Origin of the sequence: Methylobacterium sp. CCH7-A2 (assembly GCF_001557075.1) — a bacterium.
Taxonomy (GTDB): domain Bacteria; phylum Pseudomonadota; class Alphaproteobacteria; order Rhizobiales; family Beijerinckiaceae; genus Allobosea; species Allobosea massiliensis.
This window is the reverse complement of record NZ_LSKN01000279.1, coordinates 64716-86122: the sequence shown is the minus strand read 5'-3', so window position 1 is coordinate 86122 and position 21407 is coordinate 64716. Positions and strand designations below refer to the sequence as shown.

The window sequence follows — 21407 nt, the reverse complement described above, 5'->3', positions numbered from 1 at the left end:
ACAGTCTAGGTTGTCGCGACGGTGGCGGCTCCAAAAGGACCTGCGCGCCGGGGATGGGGTGAGGTTTCGTCGTGACACCGGGCGTGCGGCTCGACCGCATCGACATGAAGATCCTGATCGAGCTGCAGAACAACAGCCGGATCACCAACGTCAATCTGGCCGATGCTGTCGGCCTGTCGCCGAGCCCTTGCCTGCTGCGGGTGAAGCGGCTCGAGCAGGCGGGGTTCATCTCCGGCTATGGCGCCACGATCAACCTGGCGAAGCTCGGTGAAACGATCACCGTCTTCACCGAAGTCACCTTGGCCGACCATACCAAGGAGTATTTCATCCGCTTCGAGACCGCGCTGCGCCGCGTCGACGAAGTGGTGGAGTGCCACATGGTCAGTGGCGGATACGACTATCTCGTCAAGTTCGTCACCCGCGGGCTGACGCATTACCAGTCGCTGATCGAGACCCTGCTCGACCGCAACATCGGCATCTCGAAGTATTTCAGCTATGTCGTGATCAAGTCGCCGATCCAGAAACCGGGTTATCCGCTGCCGGTGCTCTTCGACGTTTGACCCTCTCGGCGTTCGCTTTCAGCCCAGCGCCTGGTTGACCAGCCCATAGATGCGCGCGGCGCTGTCCGGTCCGTGGGCCCTTCCGCGGATCATCGGGGTGACCGTGTCGAAGATCGTCAGACCGCAGGATTCCAGGAAGGCGCCGAAGGCGCCCTGTTCCTGGGCGGTGTCGACGCGCAGGAAATCCCCTTGGTGAGCCTGCGCATGCTGGCTGAACAGGGCGATCGCCATCGCGTCATCCTCCGCCACGATGGGGCCGACGACATGGCCGCGGCCGAAGGGACGGCAGAGCGCGAAGCCGACGACCTCGCCCTCGCGTTCCATCAGCGTGCCGGCCGAGACCGGGAGCAGCGCGGTCAGCGCAGGGCGGCGGTCGGCACCATAGGCGCTCGAATCCAGCGCGACGAGCGCGTCGAGATCGCCGGGGAATACCGGGCGCAGGCCGGGTGGGGCGGCGACCGGGTCAGACGGCGGCAGAGCCTTGCCCTGATGCTGGAAGATGCGGCCGATCGGCTCGAAGCCGAGCGAGCGGTAGAGCCTGTAACCGGCCTTGGTCGAGTTGAGGCGGAGGTCCCGCGTGCCTGTCTGCGCGAAGATCATCTCCATCAGCTCGCGACCGGCGCCTTGCGCCTGCAGGCGCGGTGAGGTGATCACCATGCCGACGGTTGCGAAGCGCTCGCCGAAGGGCCACCACATCGCCGAGCCCAGCACCCGGCCGATCGCGTCGCAGGCGACGATGCCGTGGCCGAGCCCGATGACGAGGCGCCAGTCCTCGGGGCGATGCGGCCAGCCGACGCCGATCGACAGCTGATGCAGCTGGTCGAGATCGGACTCCGCCATCGGCCGGATGGCGATCTCGTAGCCAAGCCGGCGTTTTGCCGTTCTGTAAGCCAAGGCCTGTGCCTCACGGGAAGTCCCCGATCATAGGGCCTGCGGCACCGCGCGGGAATAGCATAATTCATACAATACAGCAGGTTAGGCTCGTGCAAGCTGTGTGTTCTCCGCCCCGCCGCGGCGGCCCGTCGCGCCTGCGCGCGGGTGTCGGCTGGGCCCTGTTCCCGATCGAGGCCGATCCGCGATGAAGCTCGAACCCTATTGGCTGGCCTCCGCGCCGCGCTTCACCTCAGGCTCGACGGAGCCGGTCGAGGGCCAAGTCGATGTCGCGGTGATCGGGGGTGGCTTCACTGGCCTCTCGGCCGCGCGCAGCCTGGCGAAGACCGGCGCGCGCGTGGCCGTGCTGGAGGCCGGGCGCGTCGTCGGCGAGGCCTCGGGCCGCAATGGCGGACACTGCAACAATGGCCTCGCGCATGATCTCGGCGGGCTGGCGGCGCAGATCGGCATCGAGCGGGCGAGCGCGCTCTATCGCGTCTTCGACGACGGCGTCGACACGGTCGAGGCGTTGGTGAAGGAGGAGGCGATCGACTGCGACTTCACCCGCACCGGCAAGATCAAGCTCGCGGCGAAGCCGGGGCATTTCGCCAAGCTGCAGAAGAGCGCCGAACTGCTCAAGGCCACCGTCGAGCCCGATCTCGAGGTCGTCGCACCGGGCGATGTCCGGAGCGAGATTGGGTCCTCGGGCTTCCATGGCGGGCTCGTCTTCCCGCGCAGCGCGCACATGCATATGGGCCGCTTCGGCGTCGGTCTCGCGGAGGCCGCCGCACGGGCGGGGGCGCAGATTTATGAAGGCGCCGCGGTGACGGGGCTGCAGCGGATCGCCGGGCAGGCGCACCGCGTCGTCACGACGCGCGGCACGCTGGAAGCCAAACAGGTGCTTCTGGCGACGGGTGCCTCGCGGCAGGGGCCCTTCGCCTGGCTGCGCCGCCGGATCGTGCCCGTCGGCAGCTTCATCATCGCGACCGAGCCGCTCTCGGACAATCTCGCGGCGTCGATCATGCCGACGCGCCGGACCGCGACGACGACGATGAACATCGGCAACTACTTCCGGCTGACGCCCGACAACCGCCTGATCTTCGGCGGGCGGGCGCGCTTCGCCCTGTCGAGCCCGTCCTCGGACGCCAAGAGCGGTGCCATCCTGAAGGCGCGGATGCTCGAGCTGTTCCCGCAGCTTGCGCAGACGCGGATCGACTATTGCTGGGGCGGATTGGTCGACATGACCGCCGACCGGCTGCCGCGCGCCGGCGAGCGCGACGGTGTGTTCTACGCGACCGGCTATAGCGGCCACGGCACGCAGATGTCGGTGCATATGGGGCAGATCATGGCCCGGGTGATGGGCGGGGAAACCGCGGCCAACCCGCTCGCCGGGCTCGACTGGCCGGTGGTGCCAGGCCATTTCGGCCCGCCCTGGTTCCTGCCCTTCGTCGGGATGTATTACCGCTATCAGGACTGGCGGCACTGAGGCGGATCCTGCCGGCCCTCAGCTCTCATCCTGAGGAGCGGGCGAAAAGCCCGCGTCTCGAAGGATGATTCAGGAGGCTCGCGAACCCTCTGGACCATCCTTCGAGACGCCGCTGCGCGGCTCCTCAGGATGAGGGCTGCACAGGAGTGGACGCCGGCTCAGCCGCCGATGTCGATCAGCACCGTCTTGTGGCGCAGATTGGCCTAGACCGCCTGGCGGCCGAGGTCCTTGCCGATGCCGGAACTCTTGTAGCCGCCGGTCGGCAGGATGAAGTCGAGCGTGCGGCTGTAGCGGTTGATCCAGACTGTGCCGGCCTTCAGAGCGCGCATGGCGCGCAGGCCGCGGCCGAGATCGGCGGTGTAGACGCCGGCCGCGAGCCCGTATTCGGGATGGTCGGCGAGGCTCAGCCCCTCCGCCTCGTCGTCGAAGGCCTGGATCGTCAGCACCGGGCCGAATATCTCCTCGCGGACCGCCGCCGTCTGCGCCGTCACGCCTGCAAGCAGCGTCGGCTGGTAGAAAGCGCCGCCATGGCCCTCGATGCGCGTCCCGCCGAGCAGGCATTCCGCGCCCTGCAGGCGGCTGCGTTCGAGGATGTCGTCGATGCGCCTCGCCTGCGTCTCCGAGATGATCGGCGCATAGCTCGTCGCGGCCTTCCAGGTCGGGCCCGGCGCGACCGTGGCGAGCCGCGCCTTCAGCCGTGCAACCAGTTCTTCCATAACCGGGCGCTGGACGATCAGCCGCGAGCCGGCGACGCAGGCCTGGCCGGCATTGGCAAGCAGGGAGCCGGCGATGCAGGCGGCGGCCCTGTCGAGATCGGCATCGGCGAAGACGAGTTGCGGGCTCTTGCCGCCGAGCTCCAGCGTCACCGGCTTGATTCCGGTTTCGGCGGCGGCCTTCATCACGGCGATGCCGGTGCGGGTCGAGCCGGTGAAGGAGAGCTTGGCGATACCCGGATGGCGCGAAAGCGCATCGCCGGTGACGACGCCATTGCCCTGCACGACGTTGAAGATGCCGGCGGGGATGCCGGCCTCGACGGCGAGTTCCGCCAGCCGCACGGTCGAGAACGGGGTCAGCTCTGAGGGCTTCAGCACGATGGCATTGCCGGCGGCGAGCGCCGGGCCGACCTTCCAGGACGCCATGCTGAGCGGGAAGTTCCAGGGCGTGATCGCGCCGACGACGCCGTAAGGCTCCGAGACGATCATCCCGAGGTTGTCATGACGGGTCGCCGCGACCTCGCCGCCGAGCTTGTCGGCCCACTCAGAGAAGAAACGGATGCCTTCCGCGACGCTGGCGACGTCGCCAGTGACGGCCTGGGCGATCGGCCGGGTCGAACCCAGCGCCTCGAGCCGGCCAAGTTCGACCGCGCGCTCCTCGATCAGATCGGCCCAGCGGCGCAGGGCGCGGGCGCGCTCGCGCGGCGGCTGCGACGCCCAGCCGCTCGCCGCGACCGCCTTTGTGGCACTGGCGACGGCGCGATCGACGATGTCGGCGTCGGCGATCGGCAGATCGGCGTAAGCCGCCCCGTCCGAGGGGCGAGCGACGTCGATCCGCTCGCCCGCCTGGACGACCTCGCCGCCGATATAGTGGCCGGTCGCGAAGGCGACCGAATCCGGCGCGAAATCGCTCATCGGGTCAGAGCCCGACGAGGCCGGGGAGGCCGCCGATGTCCTTGATCTCATGCGTGCTGTAATAGGGGTTCGCTGGCTCGTGGCCGCGATTGACGAAAACGCGGGCAGCGATCTTCATGTCACAGGCGGTCATCTGGTCGTAGCGGAAGCTGGACGAGCAGTGCATCACGTCCTGCGGGCCGCAGCCGAGCTGGTCGAACATGTATTCGAAGGCCTGCATGCGGGGTTTGTAAGCCTGGGCCTCCTGCGCCGTGTAGGCGGCATGGAAGGGCGCGCCGAGCTTCGCGACGGAATGCGGGATCAGGTCCGTCATCGAGTTCGAGAGAATGACGAGGGGGATTTCCGTCGCGACCTTGGCGAGGCCGGCCGGTACGTCGGGATGGGGGCCCCAGGTCGGGATCTCGTCGATGATCTTCTGGGCGTCGGCCGGATCATAAGCGAAGCCGTGCAGCTTGCAGGTGCGCGCGACGGCGTTGCGGACGACGTCCTGATAGGGCTTCCAGGGGCCGAGCACCTCGTCGAGGCGATAGCTGCTGAAATCCTCGACGAAGGCGTCCATCTGCGCCGGGGACAGGCGCGAGCCGTAGACCCGCCGCGCCGCGGGACCCATCTCGAAATAGATCAGGGTGCCGTAGCAGTCGAAGGTGATGAATTTCGGCCGCCAGGTGGTCATGGTCCGCTCGCTCTCTGGAAAAGGCGGACATCGCCGCCGATGAGCCGAGACTAGCGTCGGGGAGCGGGGGCGGGCGTGGATTTGCGGGCCGGCGGCCCAAGATTCTGCCGATCAGTTCGGCCGCGGCAGCATGGATTGCCACGCTGACAGCCGGCGCCTCAGAACTCGCCGACCTCGCCCTGCGAGCCGTCGAGCAGGCGGGCATGGCGGAAGGGGCGGGGGTCGACAATCGGGGTATCGCCGGTGGCGAGATCGGCGGCGAGATGGCCGGCGCCGGGGCCGAGCCCGAAGCCATGGCCGCTGAGGCCGGCGGCCAGGACGAGGCCCTTCAGCCTCACGGTCGGCGAGATCACCGGGACGGCATCGGGCGTGGAATCGATGTAGCTGCCCCAGCTCTCCCGAACGGGGACGGCGCGCAGTGCCGGGACCAGCGCATGGGCGCGTTCCAGCAGCGTGGCGATGGCTTTCTGGCTGGGCGCGGGGTCGAGCACGCGGATGCGCTCGAAGGGCGTCTCCTGGTCGAGCGACCAGCGGTTCAGCGCCTCGGGCCCGTTGAAGAAGGAGGAGCCGATCCCGAACTCGACCGCCTTCAGCCGCTTGACGAACATGGGCATGAACTGGCGGGCGAAGCGGATGCCCTGCGGCGTTAGCTCGAGCGTGCCCTTGCCGCTGATGGCGATGGTGTAGCTGCCGTCGAGGCGGCGCGTGAGGGCGATTTCGGGCGTGTAGAAGGCCTCGAGCCAGGCCGGCGCCACTTCCGTGCGCAGGCTGGTGACGCGCACGCTCGCCTGCGGGAAGACGACGCCGTGATGGCGGCAGAAGCCCGAGGCCCAGGCGCCGCCGGAGAGGATGACCGACTGGGTGCGGATCGTGCCCTTTTCGGTGACGACGCCGGTGACGGCGCCATTGGTCACGTCGAGCCCGCGCGCGGCGCAGCCCTGATGGATGGTCGCGCCATGCTGGCGGGCGCCGAGCGCCAGAACCGGCGCGGCGAGCGCCGGTTCGGCCTTGCCGTCGGTCACCGAATGCACGCCGCCGAGCCAGGTGCGGCCGGTGCCTGCCGTCATGGCGGAAGCCTCCGACCCGGTCAGCATGCGCGTCTCGACGCCGAACTGCCGGGCCGTCTCGCGCCAGCGCTCCCATTGCGCGATCTGCGCGGCGTCGTTGCTGGTGTAGACGAGCCCGCAGCGGCGGAAGCCCGGATCCTCGCCGATCTCGGTGGCGAAATCGTCCCACAACTCCATGGAGCGGATCGCAAGCGGGAGTTCGCGGGCGTCGCGGTTCTGCTGGCGGCACCAGCCCCAGTTGCGGCTGGACTGCTCGCCGCCGACGACGCCCTTCTCGACGAGGGCCACCGAGCGGCCGCGCTTCGCCAGGAAATAGGCGGCTGCCGCACCGACAATGCCGCCGCCGATGACGACGACATCGGCCTGAGCGGGCAGGGCGGCGTCGCTGGCGATGGGCTTGATCGTGGGGCTCATGGCAGGTCTCCGGCGGATCCAGGCCGGACCACTAGCGGCGTTTGGCGCCGCTGCCTTGGATCATTTTCGCGTCAGGCGGCCAATGCTGCCTCGACGGCGGCCGCGACCGCAAAGAGCGACGCGTCGCCGCCAGTTTCTCCCATCAGCATCAGCCCGACCGGGGCCTCGCCAGGGCGGTTGCAGGGCAGGCTGATGGCGCAGCGGTCGAGGAAGTTGCCGAGGCTCGGATTGCGCAGCAGGAGCGCGTTGAGGCGGTAATACTCCGCGTCCTCGGCCAGTTCCGCGATACGCGGCGCCACGATCGGGCAGGTCGGCATCAGCAGGGCGTCAAAGGGGGCGGTCAGCGCGTCCATCGCCGCAATGATGCGACGGCGTGCCGCGGTCAGGGCGACATAGTCGGCGGCGGTCATCGCGGCGCCGGCCTCGATGCGGCTGCGGACGCGCGGATCGTAGAGATCGCCCTTGGCGGCGAGCAGATCGCGATGCCAGTCATAGGATTCTGGCCCGGTGAAGCCGCCGCGGCTCATCGCGGGAGCGATGTCGAGCAACGGCGAGAACGAGACCTCCGTGATCCGGGCGCCCTGCGCCGTCAGCGACGCGACCGCGCGCTCGAAGGCGGCAGCGACGGTTGCGTCCATGCCGTCGCGCATGATCTCGCGGGGAATGGCGAGGCGCAGGCCCGCAAGCGGGCGCGCCTTCGGCAGCGCAGGGGTCTCTCCGGCGAGGACCGCATCGACGATGGCACAGCAGGCGACGCTGGCGCCGAGCGGCCCGAGCGAATCGAGGCTGCCCGAGAGCGGCACGACGCCGTCGAGCGGCACGCGCCGCGCGGTCGGCTTGTAGCCGACGATGCCGCAGAGCGCGGCGGGGATGCGGCAGGAGCCGCCGGTGTCGCTGCCGAGCGCGACCACCGACATGCCGTCCGCGACCGCCACCGCCGAGCCGGAGGAGGAGCCGCCGGGGATGCGGGCAGCGGCGCGGTCCCAGGGGCTGAGCGGCGTGCCGTAATGCGGGTTGGCGCCGATGCCGGAATAGGCAAATTCGGTCATGTTGGTGCGGCCGACGGGAATGAAGCCGGCCGCCAGCATGCGCGCGATCGTCGGGGCGTGGGCCCTGGCGGGTGCGGCGTCGGCGAGCGCGCGCGAGCCCGCCATCGTGACCTCGCCCGCGATGTCGAACAGGTCCTTCACCGCGAAGGGGATGCCGGCATAGGGCGAGGGCGCGCGCCCGGCGCGGCGCAGGGCGTCATGGGCATCGGCTGCGGTACGAGCGGCTTCGGCTGAAATGGAGATGAAGGTGCGGGCACCTTCGCCTGCCGGATCGGCGATCGCCGCCAGGCAGTTCTCGACCAGGGCGCGCGCCGTGGTGGCGCCGCTCGCCAGCGCTTCGGCGCAGCCTTGCACGGTCCGCAGCATGATCGTCTCTCCCGATGCAGTCAGGCGTCCGGCTTACCGCCGCGCGCCGGCGAAATCCATGTCGCGCCGGCGGTCCTCACACCCTCGCCGTCATCCCGGGCGCAGCGAAGCGGAGACCCGGGATCCATGCCTGAACCTTCCTCGGAAGCGCTCCGGCATGGATCCCGGATCGGCGCCGCTGTCGCGGCTTGTCCGGGATGACGTCGGGTGAAACGGGAGGCGATTGAGGCGAAGAGTCAACCACCCGCTCACATCAGCCCGGGTTCGCCCAGATCGGTGCCGTCGACGAGGCGGCTGTAGCGGTAGGGGTGGGGATCGACGATGGGAGCGTCGCCGGTGATGAGGTCGGCCGCGAGCTTGCCCGCCGCCGGCCCGACGCCGAAGCCGTGGCCGCTGAAGCCGGCCGAGACATAGAGGCCGGGCAGCTTGTCGATCGGGGAGATCACCGGCACCCAGTCGGGCGTGAAGTCGATCAAGCCGCCATATTTATGTGCGATCTTCACATCGGCGAGTTGCGGATAGATCTCGGCGATGCGCTTCAGCGCGAAGCTGATCAGCTTCTCCTGCGGCGGCGGATCGAAGGTCCGCATCCGCTCGAAGGGGGAGACGCTGTCATTGCTCCAGCGCATCAGCGCCTCGGGACCGGCGAAGAAGGTCTTGTCCGCGGTGATGGTCAGGAGCTTGTGGCGCTTCTTGAAGGTCCGCCAGAACGGCCTGGCGTACATCATGCCCTGCGGGCTGAGCCTCAGCAGACCGCGGCCGCTGATGCCGATGGTGTAGCCGCCGTCGAGTCGGCGGCGGAAGGTGACGTCCGGCGTCGAGATGCCTCCCTCGGTGATCGGCGGGCCGGAAATCGGCGCGGTGAACATCGACGTCGACTGGACGCCCGCGAGCGGCATGTCGATGCCGTGATGCCGGCAGAACATCGAGGTCCAGACGCCGCCGGCGACGAGCACGCTGCTCGTCCTGATCGTGCCCTTTTCCGTCACGACGGCGGAGACACGCCCGGCCGAGGTTTCGAGGCCGCGCGCCGCGCAGTCCTGATGGATGGTGACGCCGAGCCGGCGTGCGGCTTCGGCGAAGGCGGGCACGGCGAGCGCAGGCTCGGCCTTGCCGTCGCTCGGCGAATGGACGCCGCCGATCCAGTTCTCGGTCGAGCCCGGCGACATCTCCTTCGCCTCGGCGGCAGAGAGGACGCGGCTGTGCATCTGCATCTCGCGGGCCTTGTCGATCCAGCCGGACCAGGCGGCGAGGTCGGACGGCTTGGTCGTGACATAGACGAGGCCGGTGTGGCGGAAGCCGGTCTCGGCGCCGAGCTCCTCGTTCATGCCCTTCCACATTTCGAGCGCGCGCTGGGCGAGGGGGAGTTCGCGCAGGTCGCGGTTCTGCTGGCGGCACCAGCCCCAGTTCCGGCTCGACTGCTCGCCGGCGACATAGCCCTTCTCGACCACGGCGACGGAGTGGCCCTTCTTCGCGAGATGATAGGCGGTGGTGATGCCGGCGACGCCGCCGCCGATGACCACGACGTCGGCTTGGGCGGGCAGCGTCTCGTCGCTGTGGATGCGGGTGACCGGGGGCGACATGGCTGCGGCGATCCTTCGGCAGAAACCGGAAACGGGGCCTCGATAGCACCGCATCCCGACAGAAGCCTATGCCAAAGGCATGCCGGCAAACGGCAGATTCTGTGCACCTGCCGCGGACGATCGGCGTTGGATGTCGCGGCCGTCCCTTTAGCCTCAGAGCAGGGCGGGCAAGCCGCCGCCGCGATGACCTGCCGCAGAAGCAGGCGCGTCACTCACAACGAGGGGTTCACCATGACCAAGATCGCCGACGGCCACTCCCTGCCCATGCCCGCTATCCACCGGCGCGATGTGCTCGCGCTCGGTGCCGGCGGCCTGCTCGCGGCTTCCGGCCTGGGCAGCGCCCGCGCCCAGACCAAGGCCGCACCGCCGCCGCCGTCCAAGCCCACCGGCCAGGTTGTCGTCGGTCTCTTGCAGGAGCCGACCGCCTTCAACCCGCTGATGCCGGGCATCGAGGTCGACGAGACGGTCTGGATGCAGATCTTCAACACGCTCTGGGTCGCCGATCCCAAGGGCAATCTGATCCCCGACCTCGCCGTCGAGATCCCCAGCGAGGCCAATGGCGGCATTTCTGAGGGCGGCCTGGCCTGGAAGGTGAAGCTGCGCGAGGGCGTGACCTGGCATGACGGCACGCCCTTCACCGCCGAGGACGTCAAATACACGCTCGAATTGATCGTGGCGCCGGGCTTCAAGAGCCGCACCCGCGTCGGCCACGCCTTCGTCAAGGACATCAAGGTCAACGGGCCGCTGGAGATCTCCTGGCGGATGGAGAAGGCCTATGCGCCCTATCTGGCGCTGCTCTCTAACACCTATATCGTGCCCAAGCACCTGCTCGAGAAGGCGGCCGACCCCAACACGGCGCCCTACAATGCCGCCCCCGTCGGCACCGGCCCGTTCAAATGGGGTACGCGGACGCCCGGCGACAACATCCAGCTCGTCGCCAACGAGAAATTCCACGGCAAGGGCCCCTATCTGGAGCGCGCCGTCCTCAAATACGTGCCTGACCAGACCGCGCTCTACGCGCAGTTCCGCACCGGGCAGGTCGATCTCATCATCGGCACCGGCATTCCGGCCAATTTCTATGCCGAGGCGGTGAAGCTGCCGGGCCGCAAAGTCGTCAAGATCCCGAGCGCCTCGCTCGAGATCCTGATGCCGAACCTCGAACACCCGGTGCTCAAGGACAAGGCGGTGCGCAAGGCGCTCTACGCCTCGATCAACAAGCAGGCGATCATCGACATCATCTATTACGGCCTGCACACTCCGACCGAATCCTTCGCGCCGCAGGATTCCTGGGCCTACAACCCCAACCTGCCCAAGCAGACTTACGATCTCGCGCTCGCCAACAAGATCCTCGACGACGCCGGCTGGAAGCGGTCCGGCTCCGGTACGCGCATGAAGGACGGCGTGCCGCTCAGCTTCGCCGTCTCGACCACGACGGGCGCGGCGCTGCGCGAGCAGACCCAGCAGCTGATGATGCAGGACTGGGCCCAGATCGGCGTGAAGATGACGATCAACAACATGCCGGCGGCGGTGATCTGGGGCGAGTTCTACACCCGATCCAAATTCGACTCGCTGATCGTCGGAACCGCGTTCCGGACGGTGATCGATCCCGATCCGGCGCATCGCTTCGGCTCGGATGCGATCCCGGCCAAGTCCGGCAACGGCGCCAACCAGATGCAGTGGCAGAACGCCGAGGCCGATGCGCTGATGAAGGAGGGGCAGACCACCTTCGATCAGGAGAAGCGCAAGGCGATCTACTGGAAGCTGCAGGAACTCGTCCGCGAGGAGCTGCCGATCCTGCCGATCTACCAGTACGCCCCGGTCGAGGGCTACAAGGAAGGCCTGATCGGCTACGAGCCCAACGTCAATGCCCGCCAGAACACCTGGAACATGGGCAGCTGGTACTGGGCGCGCTGAGACCATGACGCGCCTCCGCCCGGATCCCTTTACCGCGAAGCCGAGCGCGCCATGAGCGGCTTTCTTCTGCAAAGACTGATGCAGGCGATCCTGTTGCTGCTCATCGTCTCGATGATCGGCTTCGCGATCCTGCATCTGGCTCCGGGCGGGCCGCTGTCGCAATTCGCGGCCGGCGGCGAGATGAACCAGGAGGATCTCGACCGGATCATCGAGCAACTCGGGCTGAACCGGCCTCTGCCGGTTCAGTATGCCGAGTGGCTCTGGCGCATGCTGCGCGGCGACTGGGGCCTGTCCTATCGCGACCAGCAGCCGGTGCTGCACATCATCGCCGGCCATCTCGGGCCGACGCTGGAGCTGATGCTGACCTCGACGCTGCTCGCGATGATGATCGGCGCCTGGATCGGCATCATCGGAGCCGTGAAGCGCTACTCGCTGTTCGACAGCGTCGCCACGATCGGCACGATGATCGCGCTGTCGATCCCGACCTTCTGGTTCGGCCTGGTGGTGATTTACGTCTTCTCGGTCGGCCTCGGCTGGTTGCCCTCCGGCAACCGCTTCACCATCGGCGACGGCTCCTTCCTGAACCGGCTGCACCATCTGGTCGGCCCCTGTGTCGTGCTGGCGCTGGTCTCGACGGCGGTCTGGAGCCGCTACATGCGCTCCTCGATGCTGGACGTGATCAACCAGGATTTCGTCCGCACGGCGCGGGCCAAGGGCGTGCCGGAGCGGCGCATCCTGCTGCAGCATGTGCTGCGCAACGCGCTGCTGCCGATGATCACGATCACCGGGCTGCATGTGCCCTCGCTGCTTTCGGGGGCGCTCGTCACCGAGACGGTGTTCACCTGGCCCGGCATGGGGCGGCTCTTCCTCGATTCGATCAGCTACCGCGACTATCCGGTGGTGATGGGCATCCTGATGTTCACGGCGGTGATGGTGCTGCTCGGCAGCCTGCTCGCGGACCTCCTCTACGGTGTCGCCGATCCCCGTATCGCCAGGAGCGGCCGATGAGCCTCGATCCCACGCTCGACGCTCTGCCCGCCCGCGCGGAGGGCTTCTGGAACAGCCGCGGCATGCGCCGCTTCCGGCGCCACAAGCTCGCTGTGTTCGGCGCCGTGACGATCATCCTGATGACGCTCGCCTGCGTCTTCGGGCCGATGCTGCTGCCCTATAGCGATACCTTCATCGACATCCGGCAGCGTTTCGCGCCGCCCTTCTCGGGGCCGCACATTCTCGGCACCGATCCGCTCGGCCGCGACATTCTCGCGAGGCTGCTGATGGCGGGCCGGATCTCGCTCGCCGTCGGGTTCTGCGCGATGGTGCTGGCGATGGGGATCGGCATCGCGGTGGGCGTCGCTGCCGGCTTCTACGAGGGCGTGATCGGGGCGGCGCTGATGCGCTTCGTCGATGCGATGCTCTGCTTCCCCTCGATCTTCCTGCTGCTGGCGATCTCGGCGCTGATCTCGCCGTCCGTGCCCTCGATCGTCATCCTGATCGCGATGACCTCCTGGATGGAGGTCGCGCGCGTGGTGGAAGCCCAGATCCGCTCCCTGCGGACGCGGGAATTCGCGCAGGCCGCCGTCGCCATGGGTTCGAGCAACATGCGCATCATGGTGCGCGAGCTCCTGCCCAATGCGATCGCGCCGATCGTGGTCGCCGCGACGCTGAACGTCGCTCATGCGATCCTGGCCGAGAGCTACATCTCCTTCCTCGGCTACGGCATCCAGCCGCCGACGCCGAGCTGGGGCAACATGCTGGAGAACGCGCAGAGCTACCTTACGAGCGCGCCCTGGCTTGCGATCATTCCCGGCGCAGCGATCACGCTGGCGGTGACGAGCTTCAACTTCGTCGGCGACGGCCTGCGCGACGCGCTCGACCCGCGCATGGACCTGCCGTGACGGGGATGGCCGTGACGGGATCGGTCGCGTCGATCTGGCGCTATCCGGTCAGTTCGATGGGCGGGGAGCGGCTGGAGCAGGCGCCGGTCGGCCCGTCGGGGATCGAGGGCGATCGCATCTGGGGGCTGCTCGATGCACAGACGGGGAGGATCGCCTCGCCGGGCCGCGAGCGGCATTTCATCGAGGTTCCCCGCGGCCATGCGCGCTTCGCCGGCGCGGGCGTCGCGCTTTCCGTCGATGGTGAGAGCTGGGCCGGCCCCGACGATCCCGTAACCCTCGAGGCGCTCGCGGCGGTCTTCGGATTCCGCCCGCTGCTGAAGCCCTTCGACCCCGTTCCCGGGGAGGGCTTCCGGCCGCGCTACGAGCATGCGCCGCTGCACATCGTGACCACGGCCGCCATGCGCAGCCTTGGGCGCGACCATCCCGAGAGCGTCATCGACGAACGGCGCTTCCGCCCCAGTCTCGTCGTCGACTGGGCGGATGAGGCCGAGGCGATGCCGGAACAGGGCTGGATCGGGCGGGAGATCCGCGTCGGCGATGTCGTGCTAACGGGCCGCGAACCCTGCGGGCGCTGTGGCTTCATCACTCTCGAACAGGAGGGGTTGCCGCTCGATGTCGAGCTGCTGCGAACCATCGTGAAGCGCTACGGGCGCAATTTCGGCATCTATTGCGACGTGGTCGTGCCGGGAGAGATTCGCGTGGGAGACTTTGTCGAGATTTCCTAGCCATCGCGTCGTCCCGGGCGACCGGAGGGAGACCCGGGACCCATTCCGGAACCTCTCCGGCCGCGCTCCGGCCTGGATCCCGGCTCTTCGCTACGCTTCGGCCGGGATGACCGTACCGCTCAGGCGGCACGTCCCTCAGTCTGCTGCCTGCAGGACCTCCGGCACCTGCGGATAGTCGCGCCGCACGGCGGTGAAGGCCGCCTCCACGTCGCCGCCAATGCCCGCCTCGCGCATCGCGGCGAAGAGCTTGGTCTTGACGAAGAAGCGCCAGTGGACCGGCAGGGCCGCGAGCAGGCTGGTCAGTGCGTCGTAGTTGCGGTCCGTCCAGAGGCGCTCGAAGGCCTCGCGCTCCGGACCGTAATGGAAATGGGTGGTGTTAACGTCCTTGCGCATCTCTGCCCGGAGGGCCGCGGTCGCCTCGGCATCGACGACGCCGTCGGTGATCACCACGCCGTAGCGCGCCTTCGCCGCCGCGAGCCCGACATAGCCGCGCTCGACATCGAGCCGCACCCGCTCCGGCTCGCGATCCAGCGGGCAGCCGCGCCCGCCCCCGCCCGGGGAATGGATGTGGATGACGTCGCCGGGTTCGGCGATCGCGATGTCGGTGTTCCCGAGGATGCGTTCGCCGGCCGCGCCGGGTTTGATGATGAAGTTCGAGGTTTCGGCCGACAGGCCACCCAGCGTGCCCCAGGGGCGGAAGATCGAGCGGTCGCGGTTGCGCACGGTGATGCGCGAGTTCGGCGCGAAGACCTTGAACTCCATCACGGTGGCGAGGCCGCCGCGCCAGCGGCCGGGGCCGCCCGAATCCGGCAGCAGGCCATAGCGGGTGAACTGGATCGGCACCTCGGTCTCGGTGATCTCGATCGGCGTGTTCTTGAGATAGGCGGCGTCGGCGCCCGAGCCGTTGGTGCCGTCGCGATGGGGCATGCCGCCGCCGCCGCCGACGACCGGGTTGATCGCGGCGATGACGCTGCGATGGGTGCGCTCGTCGGTGGTCATGACGTTGACGATGGAGCTCGAGCCCGCCGGCGCGGCGGGCATGCGCTCGGGCACGGCGAGGCTGAAGGCGCCGAAAACCAGGCTGCGCAGTCTGGCACAAGTCAGGCTGCGCATGCCGACGGCGGCCGGGAAGGTTGGATTCAGCACCGTGCCCTCGGGCGCGATGCAGGTGAAGGGCCGGGTCAGGCCGGAGTTGAGCAGGATCTGCGGGTTGAGCGTGTAGAGGACGTAGTAGACGCCGACCAGCAGCAGGGTGTGGCGCGGGTCTGAACCCGTGGGCACGTTGAGCGAGGAGCCGAGCTGCGGGTCCGAGCCGGTGAAATCGAGGATCGCCTCGTCGCCCTTGATCGTCAGCGTCAGCTTGAGGCGGCAGGGGTTGCCGTCGACGCCGTCCTCGTCGGCATAGTCGGCGAAGATGTATTCGCCGTCCGGCATCCCGCGCAGGATGTCGCGGGCCTGATGTTCGGCATAGTCCATCAGCCCGTCGAGGCCGTCCATGAAGCCCTTGGCGCCGAACTTCCGGACCATGGCCAGGATCTTGCGCTCGCCGGTGTTGAGCGCCCCGGCGAGCGCCTTCAGGTCGCCCATGTTGAGGGCGGGCTTGCGGACGTTCATCGTCATGATCCGCAGGATCGTCTCGTCGAAGGCGCCGTCGCGCATCAAGGTCATCGGCGGGAAGCGGATGCCCTCCTGATGGATTTCCGTCAGCGAGCGGGAGAGCGAGGCCGGCACCGCGCCGCCCATGTCGGTGTTGTGGACGTGGCCGCCGACGAAGCAGACGATCTCGCCCTCGTGGAAGATCGGCTTCCACAGATGCGTGTCAGGCGCGTGGGTGGCGAGATAGCCGCTATAGGGATCGTTGGTGAAGGCGATGTCGCCGGGCCGGTATTCGTCGACGAGCTCGATCGCACGGTTGTAGTTCATGCCCGGATACCAGGTCGCGCCGAGATCCATCGGCACCGCGACGACGCGGCCGGTCTTGTCCATCACCATCACGGTGAAGTCCTCGGTCTCCTTGACGAAGGTCGAGTGGGCCGTGCGGTAGAGCGTGTAGGCCATGTTCTCGGCCGCCGCCCGGCAATGGTTCGCCAGAACCTGCAAGGTGATCTTGTCGACCATGATCAGGCCTCGCTGCGCAGAATAAGGTGGAGATTGAGATGGGCATCGACCTCGGCGTCGAAGCCTTCGGGGATGCAGATCGTCGTGTCCTGCTGAGCGACGACGGCCGGCCCTGAAAAGCGGTGGCCGTTGCGCAGGGCATCGCGGTGGTGGAGATCGACCTCGCGGGTGGCGCCGTCGAGCCAGACCTCGATCCGGCGCGCGGGCGTCGCCATCGCCGCCCGCTGGTCCGCCGTCGCTGCGGGCCGGGGGCGCGGCGTCGCGCCGCTGACGACCAGACGCAGATTGACGATCTGCACCTCGGCACCGACGTCGTTGAAATCGTAGATGGCGAGATGCTGGCGGTGGAAGGCGGCCGTCATGGCGGCGAGGTCGCCGTCGCGCAGCCAGGCTTCATCCAGCGACACCTCGATCTCGAAGGACTGGCCGTGATAGCGCATGTCGGCGCTCAAGGTTTCGACCACGGGGCCGTCGAAGCCCTGGTCCTGCCGGATCCAGGCCAGCCCATCCGCCTTGAGTTTGGCCAGCGCCTCGCGCAGCAGCGGCAGCGCATCCGGCACGGCCGCGGCGAAGACGGTCTGGATGAAGTCGCCCTTCACATCGGCGATCAGCCCGCCGAGCGCGCTGACCACGCCCGGCCGGTGCGGCACCAATACGCGGGGGATGCCGAGTTCGCGTGCCAGGAAGCAGCCGAGCATCGGCCCCGCGCCGCCGAAGGGCATCAGCGTGAAGTCGCGCAGATCGACGCCGTAGCGCGCCACCAGCTTGTTGACCTCGACGAACATCTCGGAGACCGCGACCGCGATGATCGCCTCGGCGGTGGCCTGAGGCGTCTGGTCGAGGCGTCCCGCCACCTCTCCGATCACCGCGTCGGCCCGGGCGCGGTCCATGCCGATCTGGTTGTAGGCGAGGGGCGTGTGGCCGAGGAAGCCGCTCGCCGCCATCGCGTCGGTGACGGTGGCGCGCGTGCCGCCGCGCCCATAGCAGGCGGGCCCCGGCGTCGAGCCGGCGCTTTCGGGGCCGACCTTGAGCACGCCGAAATCATCCGCCCAGGCGATCGAGCCGCCGCCGCTGCCGATCGAGGTCACGGAGACGGATGGCAGGAAAAGCGGGAAGTCGCCGACGACCTCGCCGGTGCCGAATTGCGGCTGACCGTCGATGATGAGCGCGAGGTCGGCGCTGGTGCCGCCGATGTCGAGCGTCAACACGTTGCCGACACCGGCCTGCTCGGCCAGCCAGGCGGCGCCGATGACGCCCGAGGCCGTGCCCGAGAGCAGCATGTTGACGCAAGCGCGCTTGCCCGTCGGGGCGTTCATGATGCCGCCGTTCGACTTGGTCAGCATCGGGGCGGCCGGCACGCCGCGCGAGGCGAGCGCGTCTTCCAGCGCCGTGAGATAGCCCGCCACGCGAGGGTGGACGTACCCGTTCAGGATCGCCGTCGTCGTGCGCTCATATTCGCGGATCACCGGCCAGACCTCGCTGGTGGTGAAGACGAAGAGTTCGGGCGCGAGCTCCGCGATCAGCGCCTTCGCCTGCGCCTCGTGGGCGCCGTTGCGATAGGCATGGAGGAAGGAGACGATGACGCCATCGATGCCCTTGGCGCGGATGGCGGCCACGGCAGCGGCGAGGCCGTCGGTGTCGAGCGGCTCGGCGATCTCGCCGCTGGCGAGCTGGCGCTGGCGAACGCCGTGGATGCGGTCGCGCGGGATCAACTGCTCGGGCCTGGCGCAGAACAGCGAGTACATCTCCGGCATACGCAGCCGGGCGAGCTCGATCACGTCCTCGAAGCCCGCCGTCGTGATCAGCGCCAGCCGGCTGCCCTTGCGCTGGATGATGGTGTTGATGCCGACCGTGGTGCCGTGGACGAAGGAGACGACCTCCCCGGGCGCGATGCCATGGCGCTCCTGCAGCAGGCGCAGCCCGTCGAGCAGTTCCTTGCCCGGTTCGTCCGGCGTGGTCAGGACCTTAATGGTTTCGACGCGGTCGGTGCCGGTCTCGAGGGCGCAGAAGTCGATGAAAGTGCCGCCGATGTCGACGCCGATACGCCAGCTCATGATGTGCCTGTCCGTGAAGTGCGTCGCCATCTCGGGGCGGGCGTGCCTCGTCGTCAAAGACCAAGCCCACCCAGCTCTATAAGACTGGCTTATGGTCTGGCCCCGGTGCCGCCAGCAGCCCGAGATCGCGGCAGGCGGTGCGCAGATGGGCGCGCAGGAGATCGTGGCTGCGCGAGAGCGGGCGGCGCGCGCTGGTCAGCAGGCAGAGCGGCAGCGAGACCTCGGGCAGGAAAGGCCTGGTCACGAGGCCGGGAAAGCTGTGCCAAGGCAGTAGGCCGTCGACGACCGCGACCCCGAGCCCCTGCTGGACGAAGGCGAGGCCGATGATCGAGACGTCGATCTCCATTTCCGGCTGGAAAACCAGCCCTTCGCGGCCGAAGGCCTCGCGCAGCAACCGCCCCTGCAGGGAGGTGGCGCGGTATGAGATCAGCGTTTCCTCGCGCAGGTCGGCGGTTGCGATCGAGGGCTTCTGCGCCAGCTCATGGCCCGCGGGCAGGACGCAGACCATCCGCGTCCGGCCGATGATCTCGGTGTCGATCCCCGCCATCGGCTCGTCGGTCATGGCGACGCCGAGCCCGGCCTGGCCGTCGTCCAGCATGCGCATGATGATCTCGGCCGGAACGACATAGGAGAGCAGGCGCAACCCGGGATGGGTGCTGCGGAAATGGCGTAGCGCCTCGGGCACGACCGAAAGGGAGGGCGGTGCCGAGGCGGCGAGGCGCACGATGCCGGCCTTGCCGTGGCGCAGGTCTCGGGCGCGGCCGCGCAGCGCCTCCAGATCGCCGAACAGGCGCTCGACCTCGGGGTAAAGATCCTCGGCCTCCGGGGTCGGGATCAGCCGGCCCTTGACCCGCTGGAACAGCTTGAAGCCGAGTTCGTCCTCGGTGTGCAGCAGGATCTGGCTGAGCGCCGGCTGCGAGACGTTCAAGGCTTCGGCGGCGCTGGTGAGCGTGCCGCAGCGCATCACCATCCGGAACACTTCGATCTGGCGGGCGCGCATTGATTCACTCCAGCCCGAGCCGCGGGCGAGGCAACTCCACAGGGGGATTCGTCATGGCGCAAGAGGGCGCGGCTGTCGGCCGGAGGCGCGGGGCGCGATTCTCAACGATCCGTTAAGCGCGTTGGGAGGGCGGTCTCCGATCTGCTCATTAAATCGGCAGCTTCGGGCATCTTGCATACAATTGCACGAGGGCCGCGCAAGATGACGCGTGGCGAGGTTGCCAAGTCCTTGGAATCGCAGCCGTCCGCGATTGGCACGCTCCCTGCTAGCGGAAGACGCGTTTCGCTCTTCCGCCCGCCTGCCAACCGAGGACAGACCCCGATGATCACGCGCCGCACAGTCATCGCCGCAGGCCTCGCCGCTCCCTTCGTGGCCAAGGGAGGGGGTGCCCAGGCCCAGGCGCCGAGCCGCAACGAAACCTTGCTGCTCGTGCAGGAATACGGGCCCAACAGCCTCGACATGCAGGGCATCGGCTCGTCGCAGCCGGTCAACGGCGTCTCGCTCAACTGCTATGATCGCCTGCTGCGCTTCAAGCCCGTCCCGATCCCGGGCGGAGGCGGTCACCAGGTGGCGATGGGCGAGCTCGAGGGCGAGCTGGCCGAGAGCTACCAGGTCGCTTCCGACGGCATGAGCGCGACCTTCAAGCTGCGCGATGCCAAGTTCCATTCGGGTCGCGCGGTCACCGCCAAGGATGTGAAGTGGTCGATGGACCGCGCCGTCTCGATCGGCGGCTTCGCCACCACGCAGATGAACGCCGGCTCGCTGGAGAAGCCCGAGCAGTTCGTCGCCGTCGACGACAAGACTTTCCGCATCGATTTCGTCCGCAAGGACAAGATGACCCTGCCCAATCTGGCGGTCACCATTCCATTCGTCTTCGACTCCGAGCTCGCCATCGCCAACAGCGGCGGCGATCCATGGGCGAAGGAGTATCTGAAGAACAACATCGCCGGCTCCGGCGCCTACAAGGTCGAAAGCTGGAAGCCGGGCGTTGAGACGATCTATGTCCGCAACGACGCCTGGGCCTGCGGAAAGCTGCCGCAGCTGCGCCGCATCATCGCCCGCGACATCGCCTCGCCCTCGACCCGCCGCGCGCTGATCGAGCGCGGGGATGCGGACGTGTCCTACGGGCTTCCGCCGAAGGATTTCAAGGACTTGGCTGACGGCGGCAAGATCAATGTCGTCGGCGTGCCGATCCCCAACGGCGTCTGGGGTTGCTACCTCAACACGCAGGTCGGCCCGTTCAAGGATGTGCGCCTGCGCCAAGCCGTCGCCTGGGTGATGCCTTACGAGAAGATCATGCAGGCGGCGCTGTTCGGCCGCGGCGTCTCGATGGCCGGCGGCACGAGCCCGAAGGTCGCCTGGCCGCAGCCCTTCCCCTACACGACCGACGTCGCCAAGGCGAAGGTGCTGGTGGATGCGGCCGGCGGGCCGTTCTCGACGACGCTGTATTTCGACGCCGGCAACGCGACCGTGGCCGAGCCGATGGCGGTGCTGATCAAGGAGGCGCTCTCGCAGATCGGCATCACGGTCGAGATCAACAAGGTTCCGGGCGCCAATTTCCGCACCGAGATCGCCAAGAAGACCAATCCGATGGTGCTCAACCGCTTCGCGGGCTGGCTCGACTATCCGGATTACTACCTGTTCTGGACGATGCACGGCAACAATTCGATCTTCAACATCGCCGCCTACCAGAACCCGGCGCTGGACAAGCTCGTCGATGCCGCCCGCTTCGCCCCCGACAAGGCCTCCTACGACGCCAACGTCATCGACTTCATCAAGCTGATCAATGCCGAGGTGCCGATGGTGCCGATCAACCAGCCGACACATGACGTCGCGCTGCAGAAGAACATCGGCGGCTACCAGTTCCAGCCCTGCCGTGAGCCGGACTTCCGCTACCTGACCAAGGGCGTGTGACGCTGATGGCCGCTCGTCGTCATTGCGAGCGTAGCGAAGCAATCCAGTAGCGGCCGCGCTCCACGTCCCCCTGGATTGCTTCGCTACGCTC

16 protein-coding genes are annotated in these 21407 nt (G+C 68.2%); 7 read left to right on the top strand and 9 right to left on the bottom strand.

The features are described from left to right. Positions 1-71 precede the first annotated feature (71 nt). Complete coding sequence (locus AX750_RS20580; RefSeq protein WP_066722026.1) at positions 72-560, top strand: Lrp/AsnC family transcriptional regulator; 489 nt, start codon at positions 72-74, stop codon at positions 558-560. Between the two features lie 18 nt (positions 561-578). On the opposite strand, the gene AX750_RS20575 is transcribed toward AX750_RS20580, so the two are convergent. Further along, positions 579-1454 (bottom strand): GNAT family N-acetyltransferase, encoded by an 876-nt coding sequence (locus tag AX750_RS20575; protein ID WP_082735187.1) that lies wholly within the window; start codon positions 1452-1454, stop codon positions 579-581. Positions 1455-1638: 184 nt separating this feature from the next. On the opposite strand from AX750_RS20575, the gene AX750_RS20570 reads away from it, so the two are divergent. Beyond that, a complete protein-coding gene (locus AX750_RS20570) occupies positions 1639-2916 on the top strand; it encodes an FAD-binding oxidoreductase (protein ID WP_066722028.1) in 1278 nt (425 codons plus the stop codon). Between the two features lie 203 nt (positions 2917-3119). Here the strand turns inward: AX750_RS20570 and AX750_RS20565 are convergent, their stop codons facing one another. The 5 genes from AX750_RS20565 to AX750_RS20545 form a co-directional block, all read right to left on the bottom strand. Then, the gene (locus AX750_RS20565) at positions 3120-4544 is read right to left on the bottom strand and encodes an aldehyde dehydrogenase family protein (protein ID WP_066722030.1); all 1425 of its coding nucleotides are present in this window, start codon (positions 4542-4544) and stop codon (positions 3120-3122) included. A gap of 4 nt (positions 4545-4548) precedes the next feature. After that, the gene (locus AX750_RS20560) at positions 4549-5217 is read right to left on the bottom strand and encodes a haloacid dehalogenase type II (RefSeq protein WP_066722032.1); all 669 of its coding nucleotides are present in this window, start codon (positions 5215-5217) and stop codon (positions 4549-4551) included. Between the two features lie 158 nt (positions 5218-5375). After that, complete coding sequence (locus tag AX750_RS20555; RefSeq protein ID WP_066722034.1) at positions 5376-6698, bottom strand: FAD-binding oxidoreductase; 1323 nt, start codon at positions 6696-6698, stop codon at positions 5376-5378. A 71-nt stretch (positions 6699-6769) separates the two neighbouring features. Next, entirely contained in the window at positions 6770-8113 is a 1344-nt protein-coding gene (locus tag AX750_RS20550; protein WP_066722036.1) for an amidase, read from the bottom strand. Positions 8114-8361: 248 nt separating this feature from the next. Beyond that, positions 8362-9696, bottom strand: coding sequence for an FAD-binding oxidoreductase (locus tag AX750_RS20545; RefSeq protein ID WP_066722038.1), 1335 nt, complete (start codon positions 9694-9696; stop codon positions 8362-8364). Positions 9697-9927: 231 nt separating this feature from the next. Here AX750_RS20545 and AX750_RS20540 point away from each other — a divergent pair, with 231 nt between their 5' ends. From AX750_RS20540 to AX750_RS20525, 4 genes are all read left to right on the top strand, one after another. After that, positions 9928-11610: a peptide ABC transporter substrate-binding protein gene (locus AX750_RS20540; RefSeq protein WP_066722040.1), complete on the top strand. Its 1683-nt coding sequence runs from the start codon at positions 9928-9930 to the stop codon at positions 11608-11610. A gap of 51 nt (positions 11611-11661) precedes the next feature. Beyond that, entirely contained in the window at positions 11662-12618 is a 957-nt protein-coding gene (locus tag AX750_RS20535) for an ABC transporter permease (protein WP_066722043.1), read from the top strand. 62 nt (positions 12619-12680) lie between these two features. Beyond that, positions 12681-13505 (top strand): ABC transporter permease, encoded by an 825-nt coding sequence (locus AX750_RS20530; RefSeq protein ID WP_066722251.1) that lies wholly within the window; start codon positions 12681-12683, stop codon positions 13503-13505. 11 nt (positions 13506-13516) lie between these two features. Beyond that, positions 13517-14230: an MOSC domain-containing protein gene (locus AX750_RS20525; RefSeq protein WP_197431990.1), complete on the top strand. Its 714-nt coding sequence runs from the start codon at positions 13517-13519 to the stop codon at positions 14228-14230. 135 nt (positions 14231-14365) lie between these two features. Here the strand turns inward: AX750_RS20525 and AX750_RS20520 are convergent, their stop codons facing one another. The 3 genes from AX750_RS20520 to AX750_RS20510 form a co-directional block, all read right to left on the bottom strand. Further along, the gene (locus AX750_RS20520) at positions 14366-16348 is read right to left on the bottom strand and encodes a hydantoinase B/oxoprolinase family protein (RefSeq protein WP_066722046.1); all 1983 of its coding nucleotides are present in this window, start codon (positions 16346-16348) and stop codon (positions 14366-14368) included. A gap of 2 nt (positions 16349-16350) precedes the next feature. Then, entirely contained in the window at positions 16351-18402 is a 2052-nt protein-coding gene (locus AX750_RS20515; RefSeq protein ID WP_082735191.1) for a hydantoinase/oxoprolinase family protein, read from the bottom strand. Positions 18403-18478: 76 nt separating this feature from the next. Further along, entirely contained in the window at positions 18479-19402 is a 924-nt protein-coding gene (locus AX750_RS20510; protein WP_066722051.1) for a LysR family transcriptional regulator, read from the bottom strand. 321 nt (positions 19403-19723) lie between these two features. Here AX750_RS20510 and AX750_RS20505 point away from each other — a divergent pair, with 321 nt between their 5' ends. Beyond that, positions 19724-21316: an ABC transporter substrate-binding protein gene (locus AX750_RS20505; protein WP_066722053.1), complete on the top strand. Its 1593-nt coding sequence runs from the start codon at positions 19724-19726 to the stop codon at positions 21314-21316. The last annotated feature ends 91 nt before the right edge of the window (positions 21317-21407 follow it).